Consider the following 21,986-nt stretch of genomic DNA (forward strand, 5'->3'; position numbering starts at 1 on the left):
TGCGTCTCACACCGGCGCGGGCAGCCCTTCCATCACCGTCTTGAAGGCCGCGATCGCCCGTTCGATGGCGGCATCGTCAATGTGGCGGTGGGTGACACAGCGCAGGCGCTGGCGGCCCCAGGGCCGGGCGAGCAGGCCCGCCGCCTCCAGAAGGTCCACCCAGGCGCCGCTGTCGCGGCCGGTGCGGGAGACATCCACCTGCACGATGTTGGTTTGCGGCAGCGTGGCGGCTAGCGGCAGGCCGAGGCCGTTCACGCCCTCGGCGAAGCGCCGGGCGCGGCGGTGATCCTCGGCGAGGCGCGGCCCCATGGTGCGCACCCCTTCCAGGCCCGCCGCCGCCATGATGCCCACCTGGCGCTGAGCGCCGCCCAGCATGCGCCGCAACGTCCGCCCCTTCTCGATGGTCGCCTTGGGGCCGGCGAGCACGGCGCCCACCGGCGCGCTCAGGCCCTTGGACAGGCAGAGCGAAACCGTGTCGCTTGAGCGCGCCACCTCGGCGGGCGTGACGCCCAGATAGACCGCCGCATTGAACAGCCGCGCGCCATCGATATGCACCCGCGCCCCGCGCCGGTGCGCCATCTCCTGCACCCGCGCCATATGGTCGAGCGGCAGCACGGCGCCGCCCGCATTGTTGTGGGAGGTCTCCATCCCCACGAGCGCGGTCTTCAGCCGATGGCCGGTGGGGTTCAGCACGTCTTCGAGCACGTCGAGATCCATGGCCCCGGCAGTGCCCGGCACGGGCAGATAGAACAGGCCGGTGAAGGTGCCCGAGCCCCGCTCGGAATTGTAGATGTGGGCGTTCGCCTCCAGCACCACCTGCTCGCCGCGCTGGGACTGGGCGAGGATGGCGATGAGGTTGGCCATGGTGCAGCTCGGCACGAACAGGCCGGCTTCCTTGCCCAGCACCTGCGCCGTCTCCGCCTCCAGCTCGCGCGCGGTGGGATCGCCATCGAGCCCGTCATCGCCGATCACCGCGCTCGCCATGCGCTCATACATGGCAGGGGTTGGCCGGGTGACGGTGTCGCTTCGCAGATCAACCGCCGTCAGAGCGTCGGGGGTGGGGGTCGGGGTGGGAGTGGCCGTGGTCGCGGTGGTGCCTTGGACCGGCATCTTTGGCCCCTATTGCTTCAGGATCTTGGAGAGGAACAGGCGGGTGCGCGCGTGGCGGGCCTCCACTTGGTCGAAGAATTCGGCCTTGGGGCAGTCCTCCAGGATGCGGCCCGCATCCATGAAGATCACCCGGTCGGCCACATGCTTGGCGAAGCCCATTTCGTGGGTGACCACCATCATGGTCATGCCCTCGCGGGCGAGATCGGTCATCACGTCCAGCACCTCGGTGACCATTTCCGGGTCGAGGGCGGAGGTGGGCTCGTCGAACAGCATGGCGGAGGGGTCCATGCACAAGGCGCGGGCGATGGCGACGCGCTGCTGCTGCCCCCCTGAGAGGGTGCCGGGAAACGCCTCGGCATGGCCGGCGAGGCCCACCCGCTCCAGCAGGCTGAGGCCGCGCGCCCGCGCCTCCGCCCGGCTGCGCTTCAGGACCTGGGTCTGGGCGAGGCAGAGATTGTCGATGACGCTGAGATGGGGAAACAGCTCGAAATGCTGGAACACCATGCCCGTGGTGGCGCGCAGGCGCGGCAGATTGGTGCGCCGGTCGCCCACCGAGACGCCATTGACGAGGATCTCGCCCTCCTGGAAATCCTCCAGCGCGTTCACCGTCTTGATGAGGGTGGACTTGCCCGAGCCGGACGGCCCGCACACCACCACCACCTCGCCCTTGGCCACATGGGTGGTGCACTGGTTCAGCACCTGCATGGTGCCGTACCATTTGCTCACATTGCGGATGTCGATCATCGGGGCGGTCTGGGAGGGAGCGGTCATCGGGCCAGTTTCCAGCGCGCTTCCAGGCGCTTCACGAGGCGGGAGGCGCCAAAGCAGAGGACGAGGTAGACGAGGGCCACGAACACGTACAATTCCGTGAGCCGGCCATCCCGGGCGCCCACTTTCGACGCCGCGCCGAGAAAGTCCGTCAACGCCACCACATAGACGAGCGAGGTGTCCTGGAAGAGGACGATGAGGCGCGTGAGTAGAGAGGGCGTCATGTTCCGCAGGGCCTGCGGCAACACCACCTTCAGGAAGGTCTGCCGCCGGTTGAGCCCCAGCGCGAGGCCCGCCGCCACCTGCCCCCGCCGAATGGACTGGATGCCGCTGCGGATGATCTCGCAGAAATAGGCCGCCTCGAACAAGGTGAAGCTGACGAGCGCCGAGCGGAAGGCCCCCACCTGGATGGGACGGGGCGAGCCCACGATCCAGGCGCCGATATAGGGCACCAGGAAGTAGAACCAGAAGATGATGAGCACCAGCGGCACGGACCGCATGAGGTTCACATAGACCCCCGCCGGCACCGAGAGCACCCGCCAGGGGGAGAGCCGCAGCACCGCCAGGACGATGCCGAGCGCAAGTCCCATGAGGCCGGCGAGGAAAGTCAGCGCCAGCGTGAGGCCAAGCCCGTCGAAGATGAGATAGGGCAGCGCATTGAGGATGGCGGAAAAATCGAAGGCGCCGGTCATGAGGCCCCTCCCTTGCCGGCGCTTCCCGCCCCGATGAGGCCGGGCACGGCGAGCCGGCGCTCCAGAGCGCGCATGGCCAGCACGAGGGTGCCGTTGATGAGGAGATAGCCGAGCGTCGCCGCGCTGAACGCCTCGAAGATGTGGAAGGAGAATTCCTGCATGGCCCGCGCCTGGCCGGTCAGTTCCAGCAGGCCGATGGTCATGGCCACCGAGGAATATTTCACGATGCCCATGAATTCGGAGGTGAGCGGCGGGATCATGATGCGGAAGGCCTCGGGCAGCACCACCCGCCGATAGGCCTGGGCGGGCGTCAGCCCCAAGGCGAGGGCCGCCTGATACTGGCCCTTGGGCAGCGACTGGATGCCCGAGCGCATCTGCTCGCCGATGCGGGCGGTGGCGTAAAAAATGAGGCACAGGAGCGCGGGCACGAACGCATTCCAGGGCGCCGGCATGCCTTTGATGGCCCGGCCGAGCCCCGACGGCACCACCTCCGGCAGCACGAAATACCAGAGGAACATCTGCACCAGCAGCGGGATGTTGCGGAAGACCTCCACATAGACCGTGCCGATGGCGTTGAGCGCCGGCGACCGGGCGGTGCGCAGGACGCCGATCAGCGCCCCCAGCACCAGGGCGCAGACCGCCGTTGTGCCAGACAGGCCCAGCGTCCAGAGGGCGCCGAGGCCGAGATTATAGAGATAGCTGTGAACGCCGTCCGACGAGGTGTCGAGGAAGACGCTCCAGCTCCAGTCATATTTCATGGGCCGGTTCCGCCGAAGGCCGTGGCCGCGCAGACGCGGCCGGGCTCACTGATAGTCGGCCGGATCGCCGGAATCGGTGGGGTTGGCCAGCGCCTTCTTCAGGGCGGGGCTCATGGGATATTTCAGGTTGATGCCGCGCGGCGGAATGGGCGCGTTGAAATACTTGTCATAGAGCGCGGCCACCGTGCCGTCCTTGATGAGCTTGAGGACGGCGGCGTCCACCAGCGCCTTGAACTGCGGATCGTCCTTGGGCTCCATGATGCCGTAGGGCGCGATTTCCAGGCTCTTGGTGCCGATGATGAAGGCGCTGGGATCCTTGGACGAGGCCACCTGGCCATAGGCGAGGCCATCATCATTGGCGGTGCCGGCGGCGCGTCCCGTCTCCACCATCAGGAAGGCCTCGGCGGTGTCCTTGGCCCCGGCGACCGTAATGCCCAGATTGCCCTTGGCATTGATCTGGGAAATGACCTTGAAGGTCTGCCCGCCCGCCTGGGCGGCGATGGTCTTGCCGCGGAAGGAAGCGGGATCGTTCACATCCACGCCGCCATCCTTGCGGGCCATCAGCACCACCTGCGCCACAAAGGTGGTGGGCGCGAAGGCCACCAGCTTGTGGCGCTCCACATTGTTGGTGGTGTTGCCGCACTCCAGGTCGATGGTGCCGTTGGCGAGCAGCGGAATGCGCGTGGCCGACGTGGTGGGGTTGTAGCGGATGTCGAGCTTGGGCAGGCCGAGCGCCGCCTTGATCTCGCCGGCGATCTTCTCGCAGATCTCCACCGTGTAGCCGACCGGCTTCTGGTTGCCGTCCAGATAGGCGAAGGGCACCGAGGTCTCGGGATGGCCGAGGGTGATGGAGCCGGTCTGGCGGATGGTGTCCACGCGGCTCTGGGCCTGCGCCGCGCCGGCGGCCAGCGTGAACGACAAGGCGACGGCGATCCCGCAAAGAGCTTTCATCATGTTCCCCACTGGGCGAGTTGGCCATGCCGCTCGCTCTTTCAGCAGGAGGACTATGGCAAGCCGGCTTCATGATGCATAATTCTAAATATGGGGGCTCTCATACGGATCTGATATGGCACAGCGGCGCATGGGGTTGCAGCACATCGAGGCCTTCCGGGCGGTGGTGCAGACCGGCTCCATGACGGAAGCGGCGCGCCGCCTCAACACCTCCCAGCCCCAGATCAGCCGCCTCATCGCGCAATTGGAGCAGATCACCAAATTCGCCCTGTTCGACCGCTCCGGCAGCCGCGTCTTTCCCACCAATGAGGGCACGCGCTTCTTCCAGGAGGTGGAGAAGGCGTTTACGGGCTTGAGTTCCCTGGAAGCCGCCGCCCACGGCATCCGCTCCTTCCGGGCCGACCGTCTGCGAGTCACCGCCATGCCGCGCCTCGCCGCCGGGCTTCTGACCCGCATCGCCGCGCGCTTCATGGTGGATTATCCGGAGGTGATGGTCTCCATCCGCTCGGGCACCGCCAATACGGTGCATGAATGGATCAGTTCGGGCCTGTGCGACATGGGGCTCGCCATGCTCTACCAGGAGACCCATGGGGTGGAGGTGGAGCCGCTTTACACCGGCCAGTGCGTGGCCGTGCTGCCCAAGGGCCACCCGCTGACCGCGCGCGAAAGCCTGACCCCGGAGGATTTCGCCGGCCAGGCCTTCATCGCCTCGCCGGGCGGGGGACAATTGGCGGAACGCATCGACCAGGTGTTCACGGCGGCGGGGGTGCGGCGGCGCATCGTGGCGGAGACGGATCTCGGCGCCTCCGTCTGCACCCTGGTGGGGGCGGGGCTGGGGGTGAGCCTCGTCAATCCGCTGGCCGCCCATGAGGAGCGGGCGGCGGCGGGGCTGGAGATCCGCCCCTTCACGCCGGACATCCCGACCACGGTGGCGCTGATCTTCCCGCCTTATGTGGCCCGCACCCGGCTGGTGGCGGAGTTCAGTGCCTATGCCCGCCGTCAGGTGCAGGCGGAGCTGGCGGCCATGGGAAATGAGCCACCAGCTCCCTTGTGACAGTCAGCGCCCCTTCCACACGGGGGCGCGCTTTTCCGCGAAGGCGGCGGGGCCTTCCACTGCGTCTTCCGAGGCCAGCATGGCCTTCATGGCGGGATAGTCCCATTCCTCGGTCAGCGCCTGCGCCAACGGCGTATCGAGGCCGCGCAAAGCCGCCTCCTTTGTGGCGCGCACGGACATGGGGCTGGCGGAAAGGATCTCCGCGGCCCAGCGCCGGGCGGCCTCCAATATGTCGCCTTCCACCACCTGCGTCACGAAGCCCAGTTCATAGCCCTCCTGCGCCGCCACCCGGCGGCCGGTGAGCATCATGCCCATGGCGCGCTTCAACCCGATCTCGCGCGGCAGCCGCTGGATGCCGCCGGCCAGCGCCGCAAGGCCCACCTTGGGCTCCGGGAGGGCGAAGACGGACTTTTGCGTCGCCAGGATGATGTCGCACGCCAGCGCCAGCTCGAAGCCACCACCCATGGTCACCCCGTCCACGGCGGCAATGAGCGGCTTATTGAGGTCGAACCGCGCGGTGAGCCCGCCAAAGCCCGAAGGCGGGGTGACGAGCCCGCCGCCGGACGCCTGCTGCTTCAGGTCATGGCCGGCGCAGAAGGCCTTGCCGCCCGCGCCGGTGAGGATGGCGACCCACTGGCTGTCATCCGCCGCGAAGGCGTCGAAGGCCTCGGCCAGTTCCTCATGGGCCTGCGCATTCAGCGCATTATAGGCCTGCGGCCGGTTGATGGTGACGAGGGTGAGCGCGCCCTCGCGCGCGACAGTGATGTATTGGAATGTCACGCTGCCTGCTCCCGCACGCCGGTCCGCACCAGGCCGGCCAGCCGGCTATGGATGATGGCTTCCGCTTCCGCAACGATGCGGCCCACCAGCTCCGCGCAGGTGGGGATGTCGTGAATGAGCCCCTGCACCTGCCCCGCCCAGACGAGCCCGGCATCCAGGTCGCCCGTCTCCAGCGCCACGCGCCCCTTGGCGCCGGACACCAGCGGGCGGATGTCCTCGAAGGTGGCGTCGGGCTTCAGGGACCGCGCCACCACCTCGTCGGACACGGACGTCTTGGCCACCCGCCCCGTATTGTGGAAGCGGCGGAAGATGAGATTGGTGGCCCGCTCGTCATTGGCAACCAACAGCTCTTTCACCTTGTCATGGATGGGCGCTTCCACGGTGGCGCAGAAGCGCGTGCCCATATTTATGCCCTCCGCGCCCAGTGCCAGGGCAGCGACCAGGCCCCGCCCATCGGCAAAGCCGCCGCTGGCAAGCATGGGGATGGTCACCTTGTCCGCCGCTGCCGGAATGAGGATGAGACCGGGAATGTCATCCTCGCCCGGATGGCCGGCGCATTCGAAGCCGTCGATGGAGACCATGTCCACGCCCATGCGCTCGGCCGAGAGGGCATGGCGGACGGCGGTGCATTTGTGGATGACCAGGATGCCGTGGGACTTGAACTCCTCCACATGCTCCTGCGGCTTGTGGCCAGCGGTCTCCACGATCTTGATGCCGCTCTCGATGATGGCGCGGCGATATTCCGCATAAGGCGGCGGGGAGACGGACGGCAGGATGGTGAGGTTCACGCCGAAGGGCTTGTCGGTCATGGCCCGGCAGCGGTCGATCTCGCGGCGCAGATCGTCCGGGGTGGGCTGGGTTAAGGCGGTGAGGATGCCGAGGCCGCCCGCATTGGAGACGGCGGCGGCCAATTCCGCCCGCCCCACCCACATCATGCCGCCCTGCATGACCGGATGGCGCACGCCGGTCAGCTCCGTGAAGCGTGTCTTCAGAGCCATCACAGCGCCTCCACGATGGTGACATTGGCGATGCCGCCGCCTTCGCACATGGTCTGCAAGCCATAGCGCTTGCCGCGCGCTTTCAGCGCCTGGACGAGGGTGGCCAGCAGCTTGGTGCCGGAGGCGCCCAAGGGGTGGCCGAGCGCGATGGCGCCGCCATTCACGTTGAGCTTGTCCGGATCGGCGCCGAGCGCCTGCATCCAGGCGAGCGGGATGGGCGCGAAGGCCTCGTTCACCTCATAGAGGTCGATGTCATCAAGGGTCATCCCCGCCTTGGCCAGCGCCTTGCGGGTGGCGGCGATGGGCTCCTCCAGCATGATGACGGGATCGCCGGCGGTCACCGCCAGGGTCACGATGCGGGCGAGCGGAGTGAGGTTGTGGGCCTTCAAGGCCCGCTCGCTCACCACCAAGGCGGCGGAGGCGCCGTCGCACATCTGGCTGGCATTGGCGGCGGAGAGGACGCCGTCCTCCTTCAGCAGCTTGACCGAGCCGATGCCCTCCAGCGTCGCATCATAGCGGATGCCTTCGTCGGTGGTGTGGAGGCCGCCCTCTACGGCGAGCGGCACGATCTCGTTCACGAAGGCGCCGGCCTGCGTCGCCTGCGCCGCGCGGCGGTGGCTTTCCAGGGCGAAACGGTCCAGCGTCTCACGGTCGAAGCCATATTTGCGGGCGATCATCTCGGCGCCCTCGAACTGGCTGAAGCTCGACACCCCATAGCGGGCGCGGATCTTTTCCGAGAGCGGTCCGGTGCCCACCCCGGCCTTCTCGAACAGAGAGACGGAGGCGAACATAGGCACGCGGGTCATGCTCTCGGCACCCGCCGCGATCACCACGTCCTGGGTGCCGGACATGACCGCCTGGGCGGCGAACTGCACCGCCTGCTGGGAACTGCCGCACTGGCGGTCAATGGTCACCGCCGGCACACTCTCCGGCAAAGAGGAGGCGAGCACCACGTTGCGGCCGAAGGCGAAGGACTGCTCGCCGCCTTGGGTGACGCAGCCGACGATCACGTCCTCCACCGCATCCGGCGCAATGCCGGTGCGCGCCACCAGCGCGTCGAGCACGGCGCCGCCCATGTCGGCGGGATGCCAGCCGGCGAGCTTGCCGTTGCGCCGCCCCCCGGCGGTGCGGACGGCGTCCACGATATAGGCCTCGGCCATCTCAGCGTTCCTTCCCCGAAAAGTGTGGTTTGCGCCGCTCCAGAAACGCGGCGACGCCTTCCTTGCAATCGGCCGAGCCGCCGGCGGCGGCGATGGCGCGCGCCTCCCGTTCCAGCTGGGCCTCCAGCCCCGTGCCATAGCTGTCCGCCAGGAGCGCCCGGGCGGCGCCCACCGCTCCGGTGGCCGCCCCCGCCAGCGCCTCGGCCTGGGCCTGGACGGCCGCATCCAGCTCGGCATCCTCCACCATGCGGGTGACAAGGCCGATGCGCTCGGCCTCCTCCGCGCCGATGCGGCGGCCGGTGAGGATGATCTCCTGCGCCTTCCTGAGCCCCACGAGGCGCGGCAGCAGAAAGGACATGCCGCCATCGGGCGTCAGCCCCACCGCGCCATAGGCCGCCGAGAAATGGGCCGAGCGGGCGGCCAGCACCACGTCACCGGAGATGGCGAGGCTGAGGCCGGCGCCGGCGGCCGGGCCGTTCACCTTGACCAGCAAGGGCTTTTCCATCCGCATGAGGCGGGAGACCGCCATGTGCAGGGTGCCGGCCAGCAGGCTCAGATAACCGGAAATCCCCTCCCCCGCCGCCGAAAAGCCGGCAAGGTCGCCGCCGCCGCAGAACAGCTTGCCGGTGCCCGTGAGCACCACGCAGCGGATGGCCGGATCCTGGTCACACTGAATGGCCGCGTCCAGCAGAGCCCGCGCGAGCGGCAGGTCGATGGTGTTACCGGCGGCCGGCCGGTTGAGCGTCATGGTGGCCACCGCCCCCTCGAGCGTGACGAGCAGCGGCGGGGTCATCGGCAGGCCTCCAGGGCGTCATGAGCCAGCGCCGCCAGCACTGTGAAGCTCTCCGCCCGCTCCCGCGCATGGGGCGAGGAAGCGGTGCCGCGCAGGGCCCGGCCCTTGATGCCGTGGAAGATGGCGGCCATGCGGAAGAGGTTGAAGGCGAGGTAGAAATCCCAGTTGGGGATGCCGTCCCGCCCGGTGGCCCGGCAATAGGCGGCGACATAGTCCGCCTCGGGTGGAATGTTCAGCGCGGCCAGATCCGCCCCCGCGAGCCCCGCCACGATGTTGGGCGGCATGCGGTACATGAGGGCGTGATAGGCAAAGTCCGCCAGCGGATGGCCCAGCGTCGACAATTCCCAGTCCAGCACCGCCAGAACGCGCGGCTCGGTGGGGTGGAAGATCATGTTGTCGCAGCGGAAATCGCCATGGACGATGGTCGTCTCGTCGCCGGGCGGAATGAGCCCCGGCAAGGCCTCCACCAGCGCGTCCATGCGCGGGTCGCGCCCGGCCAGCTCGTCCGCCAGATATTGCCGCGACCAACGGGTGATCTGGCGGGCGAAATAATTGCCGGGCTTGCCATAATCGGCGAGGCCCACCGCACCCGGATCAAGGCGGTGAAGGGCGGCGATGGTCTCGTTCATGGCCTGGAAATAGAGCGGGCGGTCCGCGTGGGGCACGTCCGGGAAGGTGGCATCCCAGAAGATGCGCCCCTCCACCAGGTCCATCACATAGAAGTCCGAGCCGATCACGTCGGGATCGGTGCACAGGCCATGGATGCGGGCGACGGGAAAGCCCACCGCGCCCAGCGCCGTCTGCACCCGTGCCTCGCGGTCCACCGCATGGGCGCCGGGCAGCACCTCGCCCGGTGGCTTGCGACGGAGCACGTAAGAGTGCTCGGGCGTGTCCAGCCGATAAGTGGGGTTGGACTGGCCGCCCTTGAACTGGGAGACGCGCAGAGGGCCGGCATAGCCCTCCACCGTCTCGGCCATCCAGGCGGCGAGCCGCGCCTCGTCGAAGCGCAAGCCGGCGCGCACTTCGGACGTGCCGGCATTGGCCGCCTCGCCCAGGGCAGCCGAAGCAGCGGCGGGAGCGGACAGGCTCATGAATGGGCCTCTTCGGGCTGGGTCTTCTTCCAGTCGCGGCGGATCTTCTTGGCCAGCGACCATTTGTGCACCTCGGTGGGGCCGTCATAGATGCGGAAGGCCCGCACCTCGCGGAACACCTGCTCCACGATGGTGTCGGAGGTGACCCCCGTGCCACCCATCACCTGCACGCAGCGGTCGGCCACGCGCATGAGCGCCTCGCTCACCGCCACCTTGGCCATGGAGCTTTCATTGATGGCCTGCGAGCCGGTGTCGAGCACGTCGGCGCACCAGTCGATCATCAGTTCGGCCTGCTTCAGGTCGATGAGGTTCTCCGCCAGCATGAAGCCGACGCCCTCATGGTCGATGAGCACCTTGCCGAAGGCCTTGCGGCGATTGGCATAGTCGGTGGCGATCTCATGCGCCCGGGTGCAGGCGCCGAGCCAGCGCATGCAATGGGTGAGGCGGGCGGGGGCGAGGCGCACCTGGGCATAGGTGAAGCCCTCGCCCGACTGGCCGAGCATCTGGTCCGCCGGCACCCGCAGGCCCTCAATGGTCAACACCGCATGGCCCCCGGGCATGGAACTGTCGATGGTGTTGGGGATGCGGTCGATGCGGATGGCGGGGTCCGGCAGGTCCACCAGGAACATGCAGGCGCCATCTTCCGACTTCGCCATGACAATGCCGATGGCCGCCCCCGGCGCGCCGGTGGCGAAGGCCTTGCGGCCGTCGATGATCCAGTGATTGCCGTCCTGGCGGCAGGTGGTGATCATCATGGAGGGGTCGGAGCCCGCCCCCTGCTCGCTGGCCGGCTCGGTCATGAAGAAGGCCGAGCGGGCGGTGCCCGCCACCAGGGGGGCGAGGAAGCGCTCCTTCAGCGCCGGGCTGCCCACCTTGCCGAGCAGATACATGTTGCCCTCGTCGGGCGCCGCCGTGTTGCAGGCGAGCGGGCCCAACGGCGAGAGGCCGGAGCGGCGCAGCACCTGCGCCGTCTGGCGGTGGCTGAGATGCCGGCCGTCGGGCAGGATGTGGGGGGTGAGCACCCCCGCCGCCCGCGCCTTCTCGCGCATCTCGGCGATCAGTTCGTCGGTGGGGCAATCGTGATGATCGCGGCGCGGGTCCTTCTCATAGGGCACCACGATGTCGCGCACGAAGCGCTCCACGCGATCGGCGATGGCATTGGCCTCTTCGGCGGAAATGGTGCTCATTTGGGGGCCATCCGGATGGCGCCGTCCAGGCGAATGACCTCGCCGTTCAGCATGGGAATGGTGACGATGCTCTCTACCAGGCGGGCATATTCGTCGGGGTCGCCGAGGCGGCTGGGGAACGGCACCTGGGCGCCCAGCGAGGCCTGCGCCTCCGGCGGCAGCACGGAGAGCATGGGCGTCATGAAGATGCCCGGCGCGATGGTGGCCACCCGAATGCCGTAGCGGGCAAATTCGCGCGCCAGCGGCAAGGTCATGCCCACGATGCCGTTCTTGGAGGCCGAATAGGCGGCCTGGCCGATCTGGCCATCGAAGGCCGCCACCGAGGCGGTGTTGATGATGACGCCCCGTTCCTCGCCCACCGGCTCTGCCGTGTGCAGGCGGCCGGCGAACTGGGCGAGCACGTTGAAGGTGCCGATGAGATTGATGTCGATGATCTTTTTGAACTCAGCCAGCGGAAGGACCTTGCCGTGGCGGTCGATGACCTTGGCGGGCGGGCCGATGCCGGCGCAATTGACCAGGATCCGCGCCTTGCCAATGAGGCCCTCGGCCTGGTCGAGGGCGGCGGAGACGCCTGCCTCGTCGGTCACGTCCACCACCACGGAATGACCGCCAATGGCCTTGGCATGGGCGGCGGCCAGCTCCTCGTTGCGGTCGAAGATGACCACCTTCGCCCCACCCGCCGCCAGCCGCGCGGCCGTTGCCCCGCCGAGGCCCGATGCGCCACCCGTGACGATGGCCCCCATGTCTTTCACCAGCATGTGCGCTCCCGCTCCCGGCCCGACGGCTTGAGCCGTCCGGACCACCCCAGTTCCGGCCGCGCGCCGGTGGCGCGGCGGCCCTTCATTTCTACCTAATTGGATATTATTTACTGATGGGTATATTGAAGTCGAGCAGGTATGATGTCAACTAGGCATCAGGGCTGAAGAGAGGAACGAAACGTGGGTGACCTGGCGACCCCATTCCGGACATCCGCGCAGCGGCAGCGGGACCGCGAGGAGAAGCGGTTCGCGGTGATGCGGGCGGCGACGCGCCTGTTCAACGAGCGCGGCTTCCATGCCACCTCGCTGGATGACGTGGCCGCTGTTCTGGGTGTGACCAAGCCCACCATCTACCACTATCTCGGCAACAAGGATCAGGTGCTGCTGGAGTGCGTGAAGTTCGGCCTCGACCAGGTGTTGGAGGCCGCCGAGCGCTCGCGGGCCGCATCCGGTAACGGGCTGGCCCGGCTCCAGGCGTTCCTGCGCCGCTATGCCGAGATCAACATGGACGATTTCGGCCGCTGCGTGATCCGCACCGGCGACGAGGTGCTCTCCCCCGAGAGCGCCAAGACCTTCCGGGAACTGAAGGGGCAGATCGACCTTGCCATGCGCGCCTTGGTGGCGGAGGGCATCGCCGACGGCTCCATCGCGCCGGGCGACCCGCGCCTCATCGCCTTCACGCTGGCGGGCGCCCTCAACTGGCCGGCGCGCTGGTTCAACCCCAAGGGGCCGAAGACCAGCGCCGAGGTGGCCGCCGAAATGATGGACATCCTCACCCGCGGCATCGCCGGAAACGGCGCGGCGGCCGCCGCCCCGCAGCCCATGGCACGCCTGGAGGAAAGCCCGATCCCGGCGCCGCCGGAGACGGGCAAGCCGGCGCGGAAGCCCCGGGCTGGCGCCAAGGCGAAGGCCGAAGCACTCGCGGCGGCCCCGCAAGAGCGCGGGGAGAACGCCCCCGCCAAGCCCCCTCGCAGGCGCACCAAGGGGGCCTGAACGGCCCGCCTGCGCTCACCGCCGCGCGAAGGCCGCGGCCTCCTCGCGCAGGCGCGCCTTCAGCACCTTGCCATTGGGATTGCGCGGCAGGCCGTCCTCCATCAGCACGATGCGATCGGGCACCTTGTAGTCGGACAGGCAGCGGGCACAGTGGCGGCGCAGATCCTCCTCGGCGGCCTGTCCGCCCACCACGAAGGCCGCCACCCGCTCGCCCAGCACCGGGTCGGGAAAGCCCACGACGGCGGCTTCCGTGATGCCCGGGAAGTCGATCAGCACGCTCTCCACCTCGGCCGAATAGACCTTGTAGCCGGCGCGGTTGATCATGTCCTTCTTGCGGTCGAAGACCTTCAGATAGCCGTCCGCATCCATGGAGCCCACATCGCCCGAGCGCCAATAGCCCCCGGTGAAGGCGGTGGCATTGGCTTCCGGGTTCTTCCAATAGCCGGGCACCACGGAGGCGCCCGCAATCCACAATTCGCCCGCCATTCCGGGGGGCACTTCGCGCCCGTCCTCGTCCATCACCCGCAAATCGATGCAGGGCATGAGCTTGCCCACGCAATCGAGCCGTTCGATGGGCGCATCGCGCGGCAGGATGGCGACCGGGGAGGAAGTCTCGGTGGCGCCATAGACGTTGAACAGATCGAGGCGCGGGCACTTCTCCTTCAGCCGCCGCGCATTGGGCTCCGGCATGGGCGCGCCGCCGAAGGCGCCGATGCGCCAGGAGGAAAGGTCGAAGCGGTCGAACTCCGGATCAAGCAGGCACAGATTGTACATGGCGGGCACCATGACCACCGCGCTCATGCGCTCGCGCTCCGCCACCTCCAGGAAGGCGCGAGCCTTGAACTGCGCCATCAGGATGAGCCCGGCCCCGAAGGCGAGCGCCGTCTGCATCACGCCGATCAGCCCGGTCATGTGGGAGCAGGGCACCGCCAGCACCATGCGGTCGGTGCCGGCGATGCCCACCGCATGGCGGTAATGCAGGCAGGAATGGACGACGCCCAGATTGGTGAGCACCGCCCCCTTGGGCCGCCCCGTGGTGCCGGAGGTGTAGAGGATGCAGAAGGGGTCTTCCTCCTCCACATCGGGGCCAGCCTCGCGGGGGGGCGCCGCGAACAGCGCGTCATAGGGCACGCTACCCTCATGCGGGCCGCCCACAGCGACGCGAAAGGCAAGCTCGGGCGTCTCGGCGGCATCCGGCAATTCGCCGGCGTGGGCCACATCGAACAGCAGCGCCATGGCCCCGCTCTGGGTCACCGCATAGGCGATTTCGGGACGCCGCTGGCGGATGTCGAGGGGCACATGGACGGCGCCAAGCCGGGCGCAGGCGAGCGAGACCTCCACCACCTCGGCCCGGTTGCCGATCAGCGTCGCCACCCGCTCGCCCTTGCGCACGCCGCGCGCCACCAACCCGTCGGCGAGCCGCTCGGCGCGGGCATCCAGCTCGCCATAGGTGGAGCGGCGATCGCCATCCACCAGCGCCAGAGCGTCCGGCGCTTCGGCCACGCGGGCGCGGAAAAAGGCATGCACATTGCGCGGCCGGTCCACAAAAGCCGGCACCACGCGCCCAAAATGCACTTCGCGGCGGATCATCCGCTCCTCCCCATTTTTCTTGTGGCGCCCGTCACGGCACCAGCACCACCTTGCCCACGGTGCGCCGTTCCCCCAAGGCCTTCAGCGCGGCGGGCGCCTCGGCGAGGGGGAAGGCGTCGCGCACCAGGGGACGGATGGCGCCGGCCCGGCGCAGCTCGAACAGTTCCGCATAGATGTGCGGCACCTTTTCGGGATGGTGCCGCCGATATTCGCCCCAATAGACACCGAGCGCCGCCGCATTCTTCAGGAGCAGGCGGTTGGCGGGAAGCTCCGTGACCGTGCCGCCGGCAAAGCCGACGATGACGAGGCGTCCGCCCCAGGCAAGGCACCGCAGGCTCTCCAGCGCCACGGCGCCGCCCACCGGGTCCACCACCACGTCGACGCCCCGTCCGCCTGTCAGCTCCCGCACGCGCGCGGTGAGCGGCTCGGCGGCATAGTCGATCACCTCATGGGCGCCCAACTCCAGGCAAAGCGCGCCCTTGTCCGGCCCGCCGGCGGTGGCGATGACGCGGGCGCCCGCATGGCGCGCCAATTGGATGGCGGCGGAGCCGACGCCCCCCGCCCCCGCATGGACGAGCACGGTCTCCCCCGCCTTCAGACCGGCCCGGTCATGCAGGGCCACATGCGCGGTGGGATAGACCACCGGCAGCGCCACCGCCTCGGTCAAGGGGAAGTCGGGCGGCACCAATTCCGCACCCACCGGGCCAACCTTGGCATAATCGGCAAAGGCGCCGTGATCCACCAGGGCGCAGATGCGATCGCCCTCCTGGAAGCGGCAGCCTTCGCCCCGCGCCACCACCGTGCCGGCGAGCTCGATGCCGGGCGTGAAAGGCAGCGACGGCTTCACCTGGTAGCGGCCGCGGATCATGAGCGTGTCGAGGAAATTCACCCCCGCCGCCTCCACCCGCACCACGCATTCGCCGGGGCCGGCCTGCGGTAGGGGGAGGTCCTCCAGCGCCATGGTGCCGTCGGCGCTCAAGGCGCGCACCAGCCAGCCGCGCATGGGCGTGTCCTTCGTCTTCGTCATTCCCACGGGTCTTTCACTGGCTCCTGCGGCGCCAGCGCAAGCCCGGCGCCGCAGGAGATCCGTCCGAAAAAATCATCCATGCCCGGCCCGAGGGGTGAGAGGCCGGGCATGGATGAAGGCGCACGTCAGCCGGCGGTCACTTGCCCGCAGCCACAAGGGGGCATTCGCTGCGCGACAGGGGCCGGAAGGCCTCGGCCGCCGGGATCGTGCGGAGGATCTTCATATAGTCCCACGGGCCCTTGGATTCCGCCGGGGACTTCACCTGGGCCAGATACATGTCGTGGATCATGCGGCCATCGGGGCGGATGGAGGCGTTGCGGGCGAACATGTCCTTCACCGGCATTTCGCGCATCTTGGCGGCCACCACCTCGCCCTCGGTGGAATTGGCCGCCTTGACCGCTTTCAGATAATGCAGGGCGGCGGAATAAAGGCCGGCCTGGAGCGAGGTGGGCTTGCGGCCGCCCATGCGCTTCGACCAGCGCTCCGCCCAGGCGCGGGTCTCGTCATCCATGTCCCAATAGAAGGCGGTGGTCATCAGCAGGCCCTTGGCCCGCTCGAGGCCGAGCGCATGGATGTCGGTGATGAAAAACACCATGGCGGCGAGGCGCTGCTTGCCGGTGCCGATGCCGAACTCATTGGCCTGCTTGATGGAATTGATGGTGTCGACGCCGCCATTGGCGAGCGCGATCACCTGCGCGCCCGAGGACTGGGCCTGCAGCAGGAAGGAGGAGAAATCGGGCGTGTTGAGGGGCGCACGGGCGTTGCCCAGCACCTTGCCGCCATTGGCGTCGATCACCTCGGTGGCGTCGGCCTCCAGCGACTTGCCGAAGCCATAGTCGGCGGTGACGAAATACCAGGTCTTGCCGCCTTCCGCGACCACCGAGCGGGCGGTGCCGTTGGCCATGGCGTAGGAATCATAGACCCAGTGGAAGGAGGTGGGCGAGCAGGCCTTGTTGGTGAAGACGGTGGAGCCGGCACCCGTGTTCAGCAGCACTTTCTTGCGGTCGCGGGTGATCTCCTGCACCGCCAGGGCGATGGCGGTGTTGGGCACCTCGGCGATGACGTCCACATTCTCCTCGTCCACCCAGCGGCGGGCGACCGCCGCGCCCACGTCCGCCTTGTTCTGACCGTCGGCGATCACGAGGTTGATGGGCTTGCCATCGATGGTGCCGCCGAAATCCTCAATGGCCATCTTAATGGCTTCCACCGAGCCGGGGCCGGTGAGGTCGGCATAGACGCCGCTCATGTCGGTGAGCAGGCCGAACTTCACGCCCCGCGCCGGGATCTCGGCGGCGGCGGACGTCGCGGCCAGGGCAAGCGCACCGGCGGCCAGCATGTTCCAAGGCTTCAAACGGCTCACATCGTCCTCCCCATTATGCCCACGAGCCCGACGTGCTCCCGTCCGGCGTGTGGCCCGGACGGCGCGGAGCAATGGGCTCCGCATCGTATGCCCGTGAGTAATTTAATTTATTCCTCGAACTAAAATATACTCGCGAGTAAATTCCTGTCAAGGCGATGCCCCGGCCTGGGTACTCGGCGGAACCACGCCGCCGCCTTCGTCCACGCCCGGAAGCCCCCCTCCCCCGCGACGCCAGACGCGCACGCCAGAGCACGCGGCCCCCGCGGTTCGCGCGCTTCGCATTGACGAGGCCAAAAAAATGCAATATCGATATTTTTGAGAGCGAGACGGCCGGGGAGGCACAGGTGCTGGGAGCGGGACGGGACATGCAGCAGGTGATGCGGCCGGGCGAGGAAGCTCCACGCAGCGTGACCTCCGCCGTCTTCCTGCAATTGCGCTCGGAAGTGCTCACCGGCGCGCTAAAGGGGGGGCAGCCCCTGCGCGCGGCGGCCATTGCCAGCCGGCTGCGGGTGAGTCTGACCGCCGTGCGCGAGGCGCTGGTGCGCCTGCTCTCGGACAATTTCGTCACCTCGGTGGATCAGAAGGGCTTTCGCGTCTCGCCCGTCAGCGTCGAGGATCTCGTTGACGTGACGCAGACCCGCATCCTGGTGGAGGGCACCGCGCTCCGCCAGTCCATGGAAAACGGTGGGCCGGACTGGCGCGCGCGGGTGATCGCCTCGCACGCGCGCCTCTCCGCCCTCCCCGTGCGCCGGCCGGACAAGCCCGACGAGACCAACGAGGCCTGGGCGGAGGAGCATGAACGCTTCCATCTTACGCTTCTGGACGCCTGCGGCTCGCCCTGGCTCATGCGCTTCCGCAGCACCCTCTATGCCCATTCCGAACGCTATCGCCGGCTGTCCGTGCAGGCGCAGGGGCTCTCGTCCGTGCGCAGCGTGGCGCAGGAGCATGATGGGATCGTCGAGGCGGTCCTCACCGGCGATGCCGATGCGGCCGTGGAGGCTCTCTCCCAGCATTATCGCCGCACCATGGAGATCGCGCGCGCGGCGCTGTGACCGACCGCCGGGACGCCCGCGTTCCGGCGCCCCGCTTTCAAGACCTCGGACCACGTGAAGGTCCTCGCGCCCGTCCCGCATCCCCTGCGGGCGATCGCCCCCGCTCGCCCGGCCGCTCCGCGGCCGACACCCGATCACGAACCAAGAACAATGGGACAGGAAACGCCATGAAAAACAGAAGCATGACCCTCGACGCGCCGCCGCGCTCCCGGTTCGCCCGCCTGGCCGGCCTGTTGCGGGCCCATGCCGCCAAGGCGGTGCTGGCGAGCCTCGCCGTCGCCAGCCTGGCCAGCGCCCCGCGCGTTGAGGCGCAGGAGGCCTTTCCGTCTCGTCCGCTGAAGATCGTGGTGGGCTTTGCCCCCGGCGGCAGTTCCGACACGGTGGCGCGCCTGGTGGCCGAGCGGCTTTCCGCCCGGCTCGGCAAGCCCGTGGTGGTGGAGAACAAGCCCGGCGCCGGCGGCTATCTGGCCACCAGCCAGGTGCTGCGCCAGCCCGCCGATGGCTACACCTTGCTCCTGCTTGCCAGCGCCCATTCGGTGACCGCCGCCATGCGGGTGAGCATGCCCTTCGACCCGGTGGAGGATCTGGATTGGCTGACCACCGCCGCCACCTACGGCATGGTCTTCGGCGTGCGGCCGGATTCGCCCTATGCGAGCCTGGTGGAGATCATCGCCGCCGCCAAGGCCAAGCCGAAGACGCTGACCTACTACTCGGTGGGCGAAGGCACGGCCCATCATCTGCTCGGCGAATGGCTGAGCGCGGCCACGGGCGCCGAATTCGTCCATGTGCCCTATCGCGGCAGCTCGGCGGCCTTGCCCGACTTCCTCGGCGGGCGCGTGGACATGATGATCGACACCATGACCTTCGCTTTGCCGCAGATGCAGGCCGGCGCCGTGCGCCCCCTCGCGGTCACGTCCAAGAAGGTGCCGCCGGAAATGGCCAAGGTGCCCTATACGGGCGACATCGTCCCCGGGCTTTCCTATGAATCCTGGCTCGGCCTTGCCATGCGCAAGGGCGCCCCGGCAGATGTGGTGACCAAGCTGCGCACCGAGATCACCGCCATCGTGCTCTCCGACAGCTTCGCCCAGGAACTGGCCAAGTTCGGCGCCAACGCCACCGCCAGCACCGGCGAGGAATTCGCCGCCCGCATCCGCCAGGAAATCGCCGACTTCAACAAGGTCATCGATGCCCGCGGCATCCAGCGGCAGCAGCAATAAGGCTGGCCGCTCCCCTTTCACCACCCCTCAGATAGGTTCCCCATGAAGCTCGTTTCCTTCAAGGCCGGCGATGCCGCCGGCTTCGGTGTCGTCAAGGGCGATGCCATCGTCGATCTGACCGCCCATTTCCGCGCCCGCGGCATCACCGGCCTGCGCACGCTGATCGCCGCCGACGCCCTCGACGAGGCCCGCGCCCTGGCGGACACGACCGCGCCCTCGCTGAAGCTGGCCGACGTCACGCTGCTGCCCGTGATCCCCGATCCCGGCAAGATCATCTGCATCGGCCTGAACTATCGCGACCACGTGGCCGAAACGGGCCGCACGGTGACGGAAAACCCGGCCCTCTTCTCGCGCTATCCCGAAAGCCAGGTGGGCCATCTCCAGCCCATCGTGAAGCCGCTGGAGTCCGACCATTTCGACTATGAGGGCGAGCTGGCGCTGGTGATCGGCCGGGGCGGACGGCGCATCAAGGAAGAAGACGCCCTTGCCGCCATCGCCGGCTATTCCTGCTACAATGAAGGCAGCATCCGCGACTTCCAGCGCCACACCTCGCAATTCCTGGCCGGCAAGACCTTCGCGAACACCGGCGCCTTCGGCCCCTGGCTGGTGACCACCGACGAGATCCCCGATCCCAGCCGCCTGACGCTGGAAACCCGGCTCAACGGGCAGGTGGTGCAGCATTCCACCACGGACCTGCTGATTACCGACATCCCCGCCCTGATCCGCTATTGCTCCACCGTCCTGACTTTGGAGCCCGGCGACGTGATCGTCACCGGCACCCCCGGCGGCGTCGGCGCCAAGCGCACCCCGCCGCTCTGGATGAAGCCCGGCGACATGGTGGAAGTGGAGATCTCCGGCATCGGCATCCTGCGCAACCCGGTGATCGACGAAGCGGCGTGACCGTCATGGTTGTCCTCCTCCCCCCGCGCGGGGGGAGGAGGACCACTCTCACGCCGCCGGAGCGAGCTTCTTCTCGGCGATGGCCACCCAGAGGGCGGCGCCCACGGGCAAGGCATCGTCGTTGAAGATATAATTGGGCGAGTGGAGGCCGGCCTTGCCGCCCTGCCCCACCCAGATATAGGCCCCCGGCCGCTCCTGGAGCATGAAGGCGAAGTCCTCGGCGCCCATGCTCGGCTCGATGGTCTCGTCCAGCGTCAGCACGGGCGAGAAATCGCGCACCACATCCTGCACGAAGCGGGCTTCCTGCGGGTCGTTGATGGTGGCGGGATAGCGGCGCTGATAATCGATGGTGGCAGTGCAGCCCATGGCCTGCGCCACGCCCGATACGATGGCCTTCAGCCGCGTCTCGATCAGGTCGCCCACCGCCGGCGCGAACCAGCGCACGGTGCCGGTCATGCGGCAGGAGCCGGGAATGACGTTCCAGGCATCGCCGCCATGGACGGTGGTCACCGACACCACGGCCGAGGCCATGGGCGAGACGTTGCGCGATGCAATGGTCTGGAGCGCCGTGCCGATCTGGAACATGCAGGCAATGGGGTCCGCGCCCTGGTGGGGCATGGCGCCATGGGCGCCGCGCCCGGTCACCGTGATGTCGAAAATGCCGAAGGCGGCCATCATCGGCCCGGTGGTGAGCCCCGCGCGGCCGAGCGGCAGGTCCGGCCAATTGTGCATGCCGAACACGCTGTCGACGGGGAAGCGCTCAAACAGCCCGTCCTCGATCATGCGCCGCGCGCCGCCTTCATTTTCCTCCGCCGGCTGGAAGATGAAGCGCACCGTGCCGTCGATGCGCCCGCTCTTGGTCAGGTGGCGGGCGGCGGCCAGGAGCATGGCCATGTGGCCGTCATGGCCGCAGGCATGCATGCGGCCGGGATGCTGCGACGCATAATCAAGCCCCGTGGCCTCGGTGATGGCGAGGGCATCCATGTCCGCCCGAAGCCCGATGACGCGATCCGACGAGCCGCGCTTCAGGGTGGCCACGACCCCGGTGCCGCCGAGCCCGGTCTCCACCTCCAGCCCGAAGGATCTCAGCTTGTCCGCCACGAAGGCGGAGGTCTGGTGCTCGTCATAGGCAAGCTCCGGGATGCGGTGGAGCGCGCGGCGCCAGGCGACGGCGTCGGCGATCTCTTCATTGGTCAGGCGGGGATTCATGATGTCTTCCGGTGTCTCGTGGCGGGGGTGCGCTCAGCCGGCGGGCTTCATGCGATAACGGAAATCGCAGTGGCTGGCGCCCTTCATCAGGGTCTGGGTGCGGGTCAATTCCATGGCCGGGTTATAGCCGGTGCAGAATTCCCCGTCGCGGTTGCAGGACAGGAGATGGCCGATCTCGCCCAGCCCCATGTCGCGATACATTTCTGAATAGCGGCAGCGGGTGACGTCGAAGTCCAGCCGCTCGGGATCGGCATGGCGCACCGTGATGGACAGGGCGTCATTGGCCGTCCAGTTGGGCAGGATGGCGGCGAAGTCTTCCAGCGTCGGGTCACGCCCCAGCTCGGCGCGGAACCGCGCGCCCTGCTGCACGGCGGAACGGGAGACGGCGGCGTCCAAGGTGGCGCGCGCCACCTCCACGCCTTGGCTTTCCACCAGCACGTCGTAGACATGCTTCAAGATTTCCGCCTCGATCCGCCGCCGCTCGATGATCGGGAGCGGGGCGGGATTGGCGGCAGGCTTTGCGTCTTGCTCGGACATG

At 68.3% G+C, this 21,986-nt stretch carries 22 protein-coding genes; 5 read left to right on the top strand and 17 right to left on the bottom strand.

Going from position 1 to position 21,986, the window contains the following annotated elements; all coding sequences use genetic code 11:
* Window positions 1-6: 6 nt before the first annotated feature.
* The 5 genes from ACT54L_RS00795 to ACT54L_RS00815 are packed head-to-tail and all read right to left on the bottom strand — an operon-like array spanning window position 7 to window position 4,282.
* Window positions 7-1,110 carry a threonine aldolase family protein gene (locus tag ACT54L_RS00795; RefSeq protein ID WP_476083634.1) on the bottom strand — a complete coding sequence of 368 codons (1,104 nt, stop codon included), beginning with the start codon at window positions 1,108-1,110 and terminating at the stop codon, window positions 7-9.
* A 9-nt stretch (window positions 1,111-1,119) separates the two neighbouring features.
* Window positions 1,120-1,854 (bottom strand): amino acid ABC transporter ATP-binding protein, encoded by a 735-nt coding sequence (locus ACT54L_RS00800; RefSeq protein WP_476084394.1) that lies wholly within the window; start codon window positions 1,852-1,854, stop codon window positions 1,120-1,122.
* Between the two features lie 23 nt (window positions 1,855-1,877).
* Entirely contained in the window at window positions 1,878-2,570 is a 693-nt protein-coding gene (locus ACT54L_RS00805; RefSeq protein WP_476083635.1) for an amino acid ABC transporter permease, read from the bottom strand.
* A complete protein-coding gene (locus ACT54L_RS00810) occupies window positions 2,567-3,328 on the bottom strand; it encodes an amino acid ABC transporter permease (protein ID WP_476083636.1) in 762 nt (253 codons plus the stop codon). The genes ACT54L_RS00805 and ACT54L_RS00810 overlap by 4 nt, the downstream gene beginning before the upstream one ends.
* Before the next feature lie 45 nt (window positions 3,329-3,373).
* Window positions 3,374-4,282 carry an amino acid ABC transporter substrate-binding protein gene (locus ACT54L_RS00815; RefSeq protein WP_476083637.1) on the bottom strand — a complete coding sequence of 303 codons (909 nt, stop codon included), beginning with the start codon at window positions 4,280-4,282 and terminating at the stop codon, window positions 3,374-3,376.
* A gap of 112 nt (window positions 4,283-4,394) precedes the next feature.
* On the opposite strand from ACT54L_RS00815, the gene ACT54L_RS00820 reads away from it, so the two are divergent.
* Window positions 4,395-5,333: a LysR substrate-binding domain-containing protein gene (locus ACT54L_RS00820; RefSeq protein WP_476083638.1), complete on the top strand. Its 939-nt coding sequence runs from the start codon at window positions 4,395-4,397 to the stop codon at window positions 5,331-5,333.
* Between the two features lie 3 nt (window positions 5,334-5,336).
* On the opposite strand, the gene ACT54L_RS00825 is transcribed toward ACT54L_RS00820, so the two are convergent.
* The 7 genes from ACT54L_RS00825 to ACT54L_RS00855 are packed head-to-tail and all read right to left on the bottom strand — an operon-like array spanning window position 5,337 to window position 12,100.
* Complete coding sequence (locus ACT54L_RS00825; protein WP_476083639.1) at window positions 5,337-6,113, bottom strand: enoyl-CoA hydratase-related protein; 777 nt, start codon at window positions 6,111-6,113, stop codon at window positions 5,337-5,339.
* Entirely contained in the window at window positions 6,110-7,111 is a 1,002-nt protein-coding gene (locus ACT54L_RS00830) for an NAD(P)H-dependent flavin oxidoreductase (RefSeq protein ID WP_476083640.1), read from the bottom strand. Before ACT54L_RS00830 ends, ACT54L_RS00825 begins: the two co-directional genes overlap by 4 nt.
* Complete coding sequence (locus ACT54L_RS00835; RefSeq protein ID WP_476083641.1) at window positions 7,111-8,271, bottom strand: acetyl-CoA C-acetyltransferase; 1,161 nt, start codon at window positions 8,269-8,271, stop codon at window positions 7,111-7,113. Before ACT54L_RS00835 ends, ACT54L_RS00830 begins: the two co-directional genes overlap by 1 nt.
* Before the next feature lies 1 nt (window position 8,272).
* Window positions 8,273-9,064 carry an enoyl-CoA hydratase/isomerase family protein gene (locus ACT54L_RS00840; RefSeq protein WP_476083642.1) on the bottom strand — a complete coding sequence of 264 codons (792 nt, stop codon included), beginning with the start codon at window positions 9,062-9,064 and terminating at the stop codon, window positions 8,273-8,275.
* The gene (locus ACT54L_RS00845) at window positions 9,061-10,155 is read right to left on the bottom strand and encodes a phosphotransferase (RefSeq protein WP_476083643.1); all 1,095 of its coding nucleotides are present in this window, start codon (window positions 10,153-10,155) and stop codon (window positions 9,061-9,063) included. Before ACT54L_RS00845 ends, ACT54L_RS00840 begins: the two co-directional genes overlap by 4 nt.
* On the bottom strand, window positions 10,152-11,342 hold the full coding sequence (locus tag ACT54L_RS00850; RefSeq protein WP_476083644.1) for an acyl-CoA dehydrogenase family protein: 1,191 nt from the start codon (window positions 11,340-11,342) through the stop codon (window positions 10,152-10,154). The genes ACT54L_RS00845 and ACT54L_RS00850 overlap by 4 nt, the downstream gene beginning before the upstream one ends.
* Window positions 11,339-12,100, bottom strand: coding sequence for an SDR family NAD(P)-dependent oxidoreductase (locus tag ACT54L_RS00855; RefSeq protein WP_476083645.1), 762 nt, complete (start codon window positions 12,098-12,100; stop codon window positions 11,339-11,341). The genes ACT54L_RS00850 and ACT54L_RS00855 overlap by 4 nt, the downstream gene beginning before the upstream one ends.
* A gap of 180 nt (window positions 12,101-12,280) precedes the next feature.
* On the opposite strand from ACT54L_RS00855, the gene ACT54L_RS00860 reads away from it, so the two are divergent.
* Window positions 12,281-13,093, top strand: a complete 813-nt coding sequence (locus ACT54L_RS00860; protein WP_476083646.1) for a TetR/AcrR family transcriptional regulator — start codon at window positions 12,281-12,283, stop codon at window positions 13,091-13,093.
* Between the two features lie 15 nt (window positions 13,094-13,108).
* On the opposite strand, the gene ACT54L_RS00865 is transcribed toward ACT54L_RS00860, so the two are convergent.
* The 3 genes from ACT54L_RS00865 to ACT54L_RS00875 all read right to left on the bottom strand — a co-directional run bounded on the left by ACT54L_RS00865 (window position 13,109) and on the right by ACT54L_RS00875 (window position 17,070).
* Window positions 13,109-14,683: a class I adenylate-forming enzyme family protein gene (locus ACT54L_RS00865; RefSeq protein ID WP_476083647.1), complete on the bottom strand. Its 1,575-nt coding sequence runs from the start codon at window positions 14,681-14,683 to the stop codon at window positions 13,109-13,111.
* Window positions 14,684-14,714: 31 nt separating this feature from the next.
* Window positions 14,715-15,710, bottom strand: a complete 996-nt coding sequence (locus tag ACT54L_RS00870; RefSeq protein WP_476083648.1) for an NADPH:quinone oxidoreductase family protein — start codon at window positions 15,708-15,710, stop codon at window positions 14,715-14,717.
* Between the two features lie 136 nt (window positions 15,711-15,846).
* Complete coding sequence (locus tag ACT54L_RS00875; protein WP_476083649.1) at window positions 15,847-17,070, bottom strand: ABC transporter substrate-binding protein; 1,224 nt, start codon at window positions 17,068-17,070, stop codon at window positions 15,847-15,849.
* Window positions 17,071-17,414: 344 nt separating this feature from the next.
* Between ACT54L_RS00875 and ACT54L_RS00880 the strand changes: the two genes are divergently transcribed.
* The 3 genes from ACT54L_RS00880 (at window position 17,415) to ACT54L_RS00890 (ending at window position 20,239) form a co-directional block, all read left to right on the top strand.
* The gene (locus ACT54L_RS00880; RefSeq protein ID WP_476083650.1) at window positions 17,415-18,122 is read left to right on the top strand and encodes a GntR family transcriptional regulator; all 708 of its coding nucleotides are present in this window, start codon (window positions 17,415-17,417) and stop codon (window positions 18,120-18,122) included.
* Between the two features lie 167 nt (window positions 18,123-18,289).
* On the top strand, window positions 18,290-19,339 hold the full coding sequence (locus ACT54L_RS00885; RefSeq protein ID WP_476083651.1) for a Bug family tripartite tricarboxylate transporter substrate binding protein: 1,050 nt from the start codon (window positions 18,290-18,292) through the stop codon (window positions 19,337-19,339).
* Window positions 19,340-19,381: 42 nt separating this feature from the next.
* A complete protein-coding gene (locus tag ACT54L_RS00890; RefSeq protein WP_476083652.1) occupies window positions 19,382-20,239 on the top strand; it encodes a fumarylacetoacetate hydrolase family protein in 858 nt (285 codons plus the stop codon).
* A gap of 48 nt (window positions 20,240-20,287) precedes the next feature.
* Here the strand turns inward: ACT54L_RS00890 and ACT54L_RS00895 are convergent, their stop codons facing one another.
* Both ACT54L_RS00895 and ACT54L_RS00900 read right to left on the bottom strand, forming a co-directional pair.
* A complete protein-coding gene (locus tag ACT54L_RS00895) occupies window positions 20,288-21,448 on the bottom strand; it encodes a M20 aminoacylase family protein (RefSeq protein ID WP_476083653.1) in 1,161 nt (386 codons plus the stop codon).
* Window positions 21,449-21,481: 33 nt separating this feature from the next.
* On the bottom strand, window positions 21,482-21,985 hold the full coding sequence (locus ACT54L_RS00900) for an L-2-amino-thiazoline-4-carboxylic acid hydrolase (protein ID WP_476083654.1): 504 nt from the start codon (window positions 21,983-21,985) through the stop codon (window positions 21,482-21,484).
* Between the last annotated feature and the right edge of the window lies 1 nt (window position 21,986).

The sequence above is a fragment of the Aquabacter sp. DMC10 genome, assembly GCF_056314145.1.

Excerpts from the sequence above, each read along its gene's own strand:
- ACT54L_RS00900 (WP_476083654.1), bottom strand. The coding sequence starts at position 21,985 with ATGTCCGAGCAAGACGCAAAGCCTGCCGCCAATCCCGCCCCGCTCCCG.
- ACT54L_RS00810 (WP_476083636.1), bottom strand. The coding sequence starts at position 3,328 with ATGAAATATGACTGGAGCTGGAGCGTCTTCCTCGACACCTCGTCGGAC.
- ACT54L_RS00895 (WP_476083653.1), bottom strand. The coding sequence starts at position 21,448 with ATGAATCCCCGCCTGACCAATGAAGAGATCGCCGACGCCGTCGCCTGG.
- ACT54L_RS00805 (WP_476083635.1), bottom strand. The coding sequence starts at position 2,570 with ATGACCGGCGCCTTCGATTTTTCCGCCATCCTCAATGCGCTGCCCTAT.
- ACT54L_RS00885 (WP_476083651.1), top strand. The coding sequence starts at position 18,290 with ATGAAAAACAGAAGCATGACCCTCGACGCGCCGCCGCGCTCCCGGTTC.
- ACT54L_RS00855 (WP_476083645.1), bottom strand. The coding sequence starts at position 12,100 with ATGCTGGTGAAAGACATGGGGGCCATCGTCACGGGTGGCGCATCGGGC.
- ACT54L_RS00835 (WP_476083641.1), bottom strand. The coding sequence starts at position 8,271 with ATGGCCGAGGCCTATATCGTGGACGCCGTCCGCACCGCCGGGGGGCGG.
- ACT54L_RS00850 (WP_476083644.1), bottom strand. The coding sequence starts at position 11,342 with ATGAGCACCATTTCCGCCGAAGAGGCCAATGCCATCGCCGATCGCGTG.
- ACT54L_RS00865 (WP_476083647.1), bottom strand. The coding sequence starts at position 14,683 with ATGATCCGCCGCGAAGTGCATTTTGGGCGCGTGGTGCCGGCTTTTGTG.
- ACT54L_RS00845 (WP_476083643.1), bottom strand. The coding sequence starts at position 10,155 with ATGAGCCTGTCCGCTCCCGCCGCTGCTTCGGCTGCCCTGGGCGAGGCG.
- ACT54L_RS00870 (WP_476083648.1), bottom strand. The coding sequence starts at position 15,710 with ATGACGAAGACGAAGGACACGCCCATGCGCGGCTGGCTGGTGCGCGCC.
- ACT54L_RS00820 (WP_476083638.1), top strand. The coding sequence starts at position 4,395 with ATGGCACAGCGGCGCATGGGGTTGCAGCACATCGAGGCCTTCCGGGCG.
- ACT54L_RS00840 (WP_476083642.1), bottom strand. The coding sequence starts at position 9,064 with ATGACCCCGCCGCTGCTCGTCACGCTCGAGGGGGCGGTGGCCACCATG.
- ACT54L_RS00795 (WP_476083634.1), bottom strand. The coding sequence starts at position 1,110 with ATGCCGGTCCAAGGCACCACCGCGACCACGGCCACTCCCACCCCGACC.
- ACT54L_RS00830 (WP_476083640.1), bottom strand. The coding sequence starts at position 7,111 with ATGGCTCTGAAGACACGCTTCACGGAGCTGACCGGCGTGCGCCATCCG.
- ACT54L_RS00815 (WP_476083637.1), bottom strand. The coding sequence starts at position 4,282 with ATGATGAAAGCTCTTTGCGGGATCGCCGTCGCCTTGTCGTTCACGCTG.
- ACT54L_RS00890 (WP_476083652.1), top strand. The coding sequence starts at position 19,382 with ATGAAGCTCGTTTCCTTCAAGGCCGGCGATGCCGCCGGCTTCGGTGTC.
- ACT54L_RS00800 (WP_476084394.1), bottom strand. The coding sequence starts at position 1,854 with ATGATCGACATCCGCAATGTGAGCAAATGGTACGGCACCATGCAGGTG.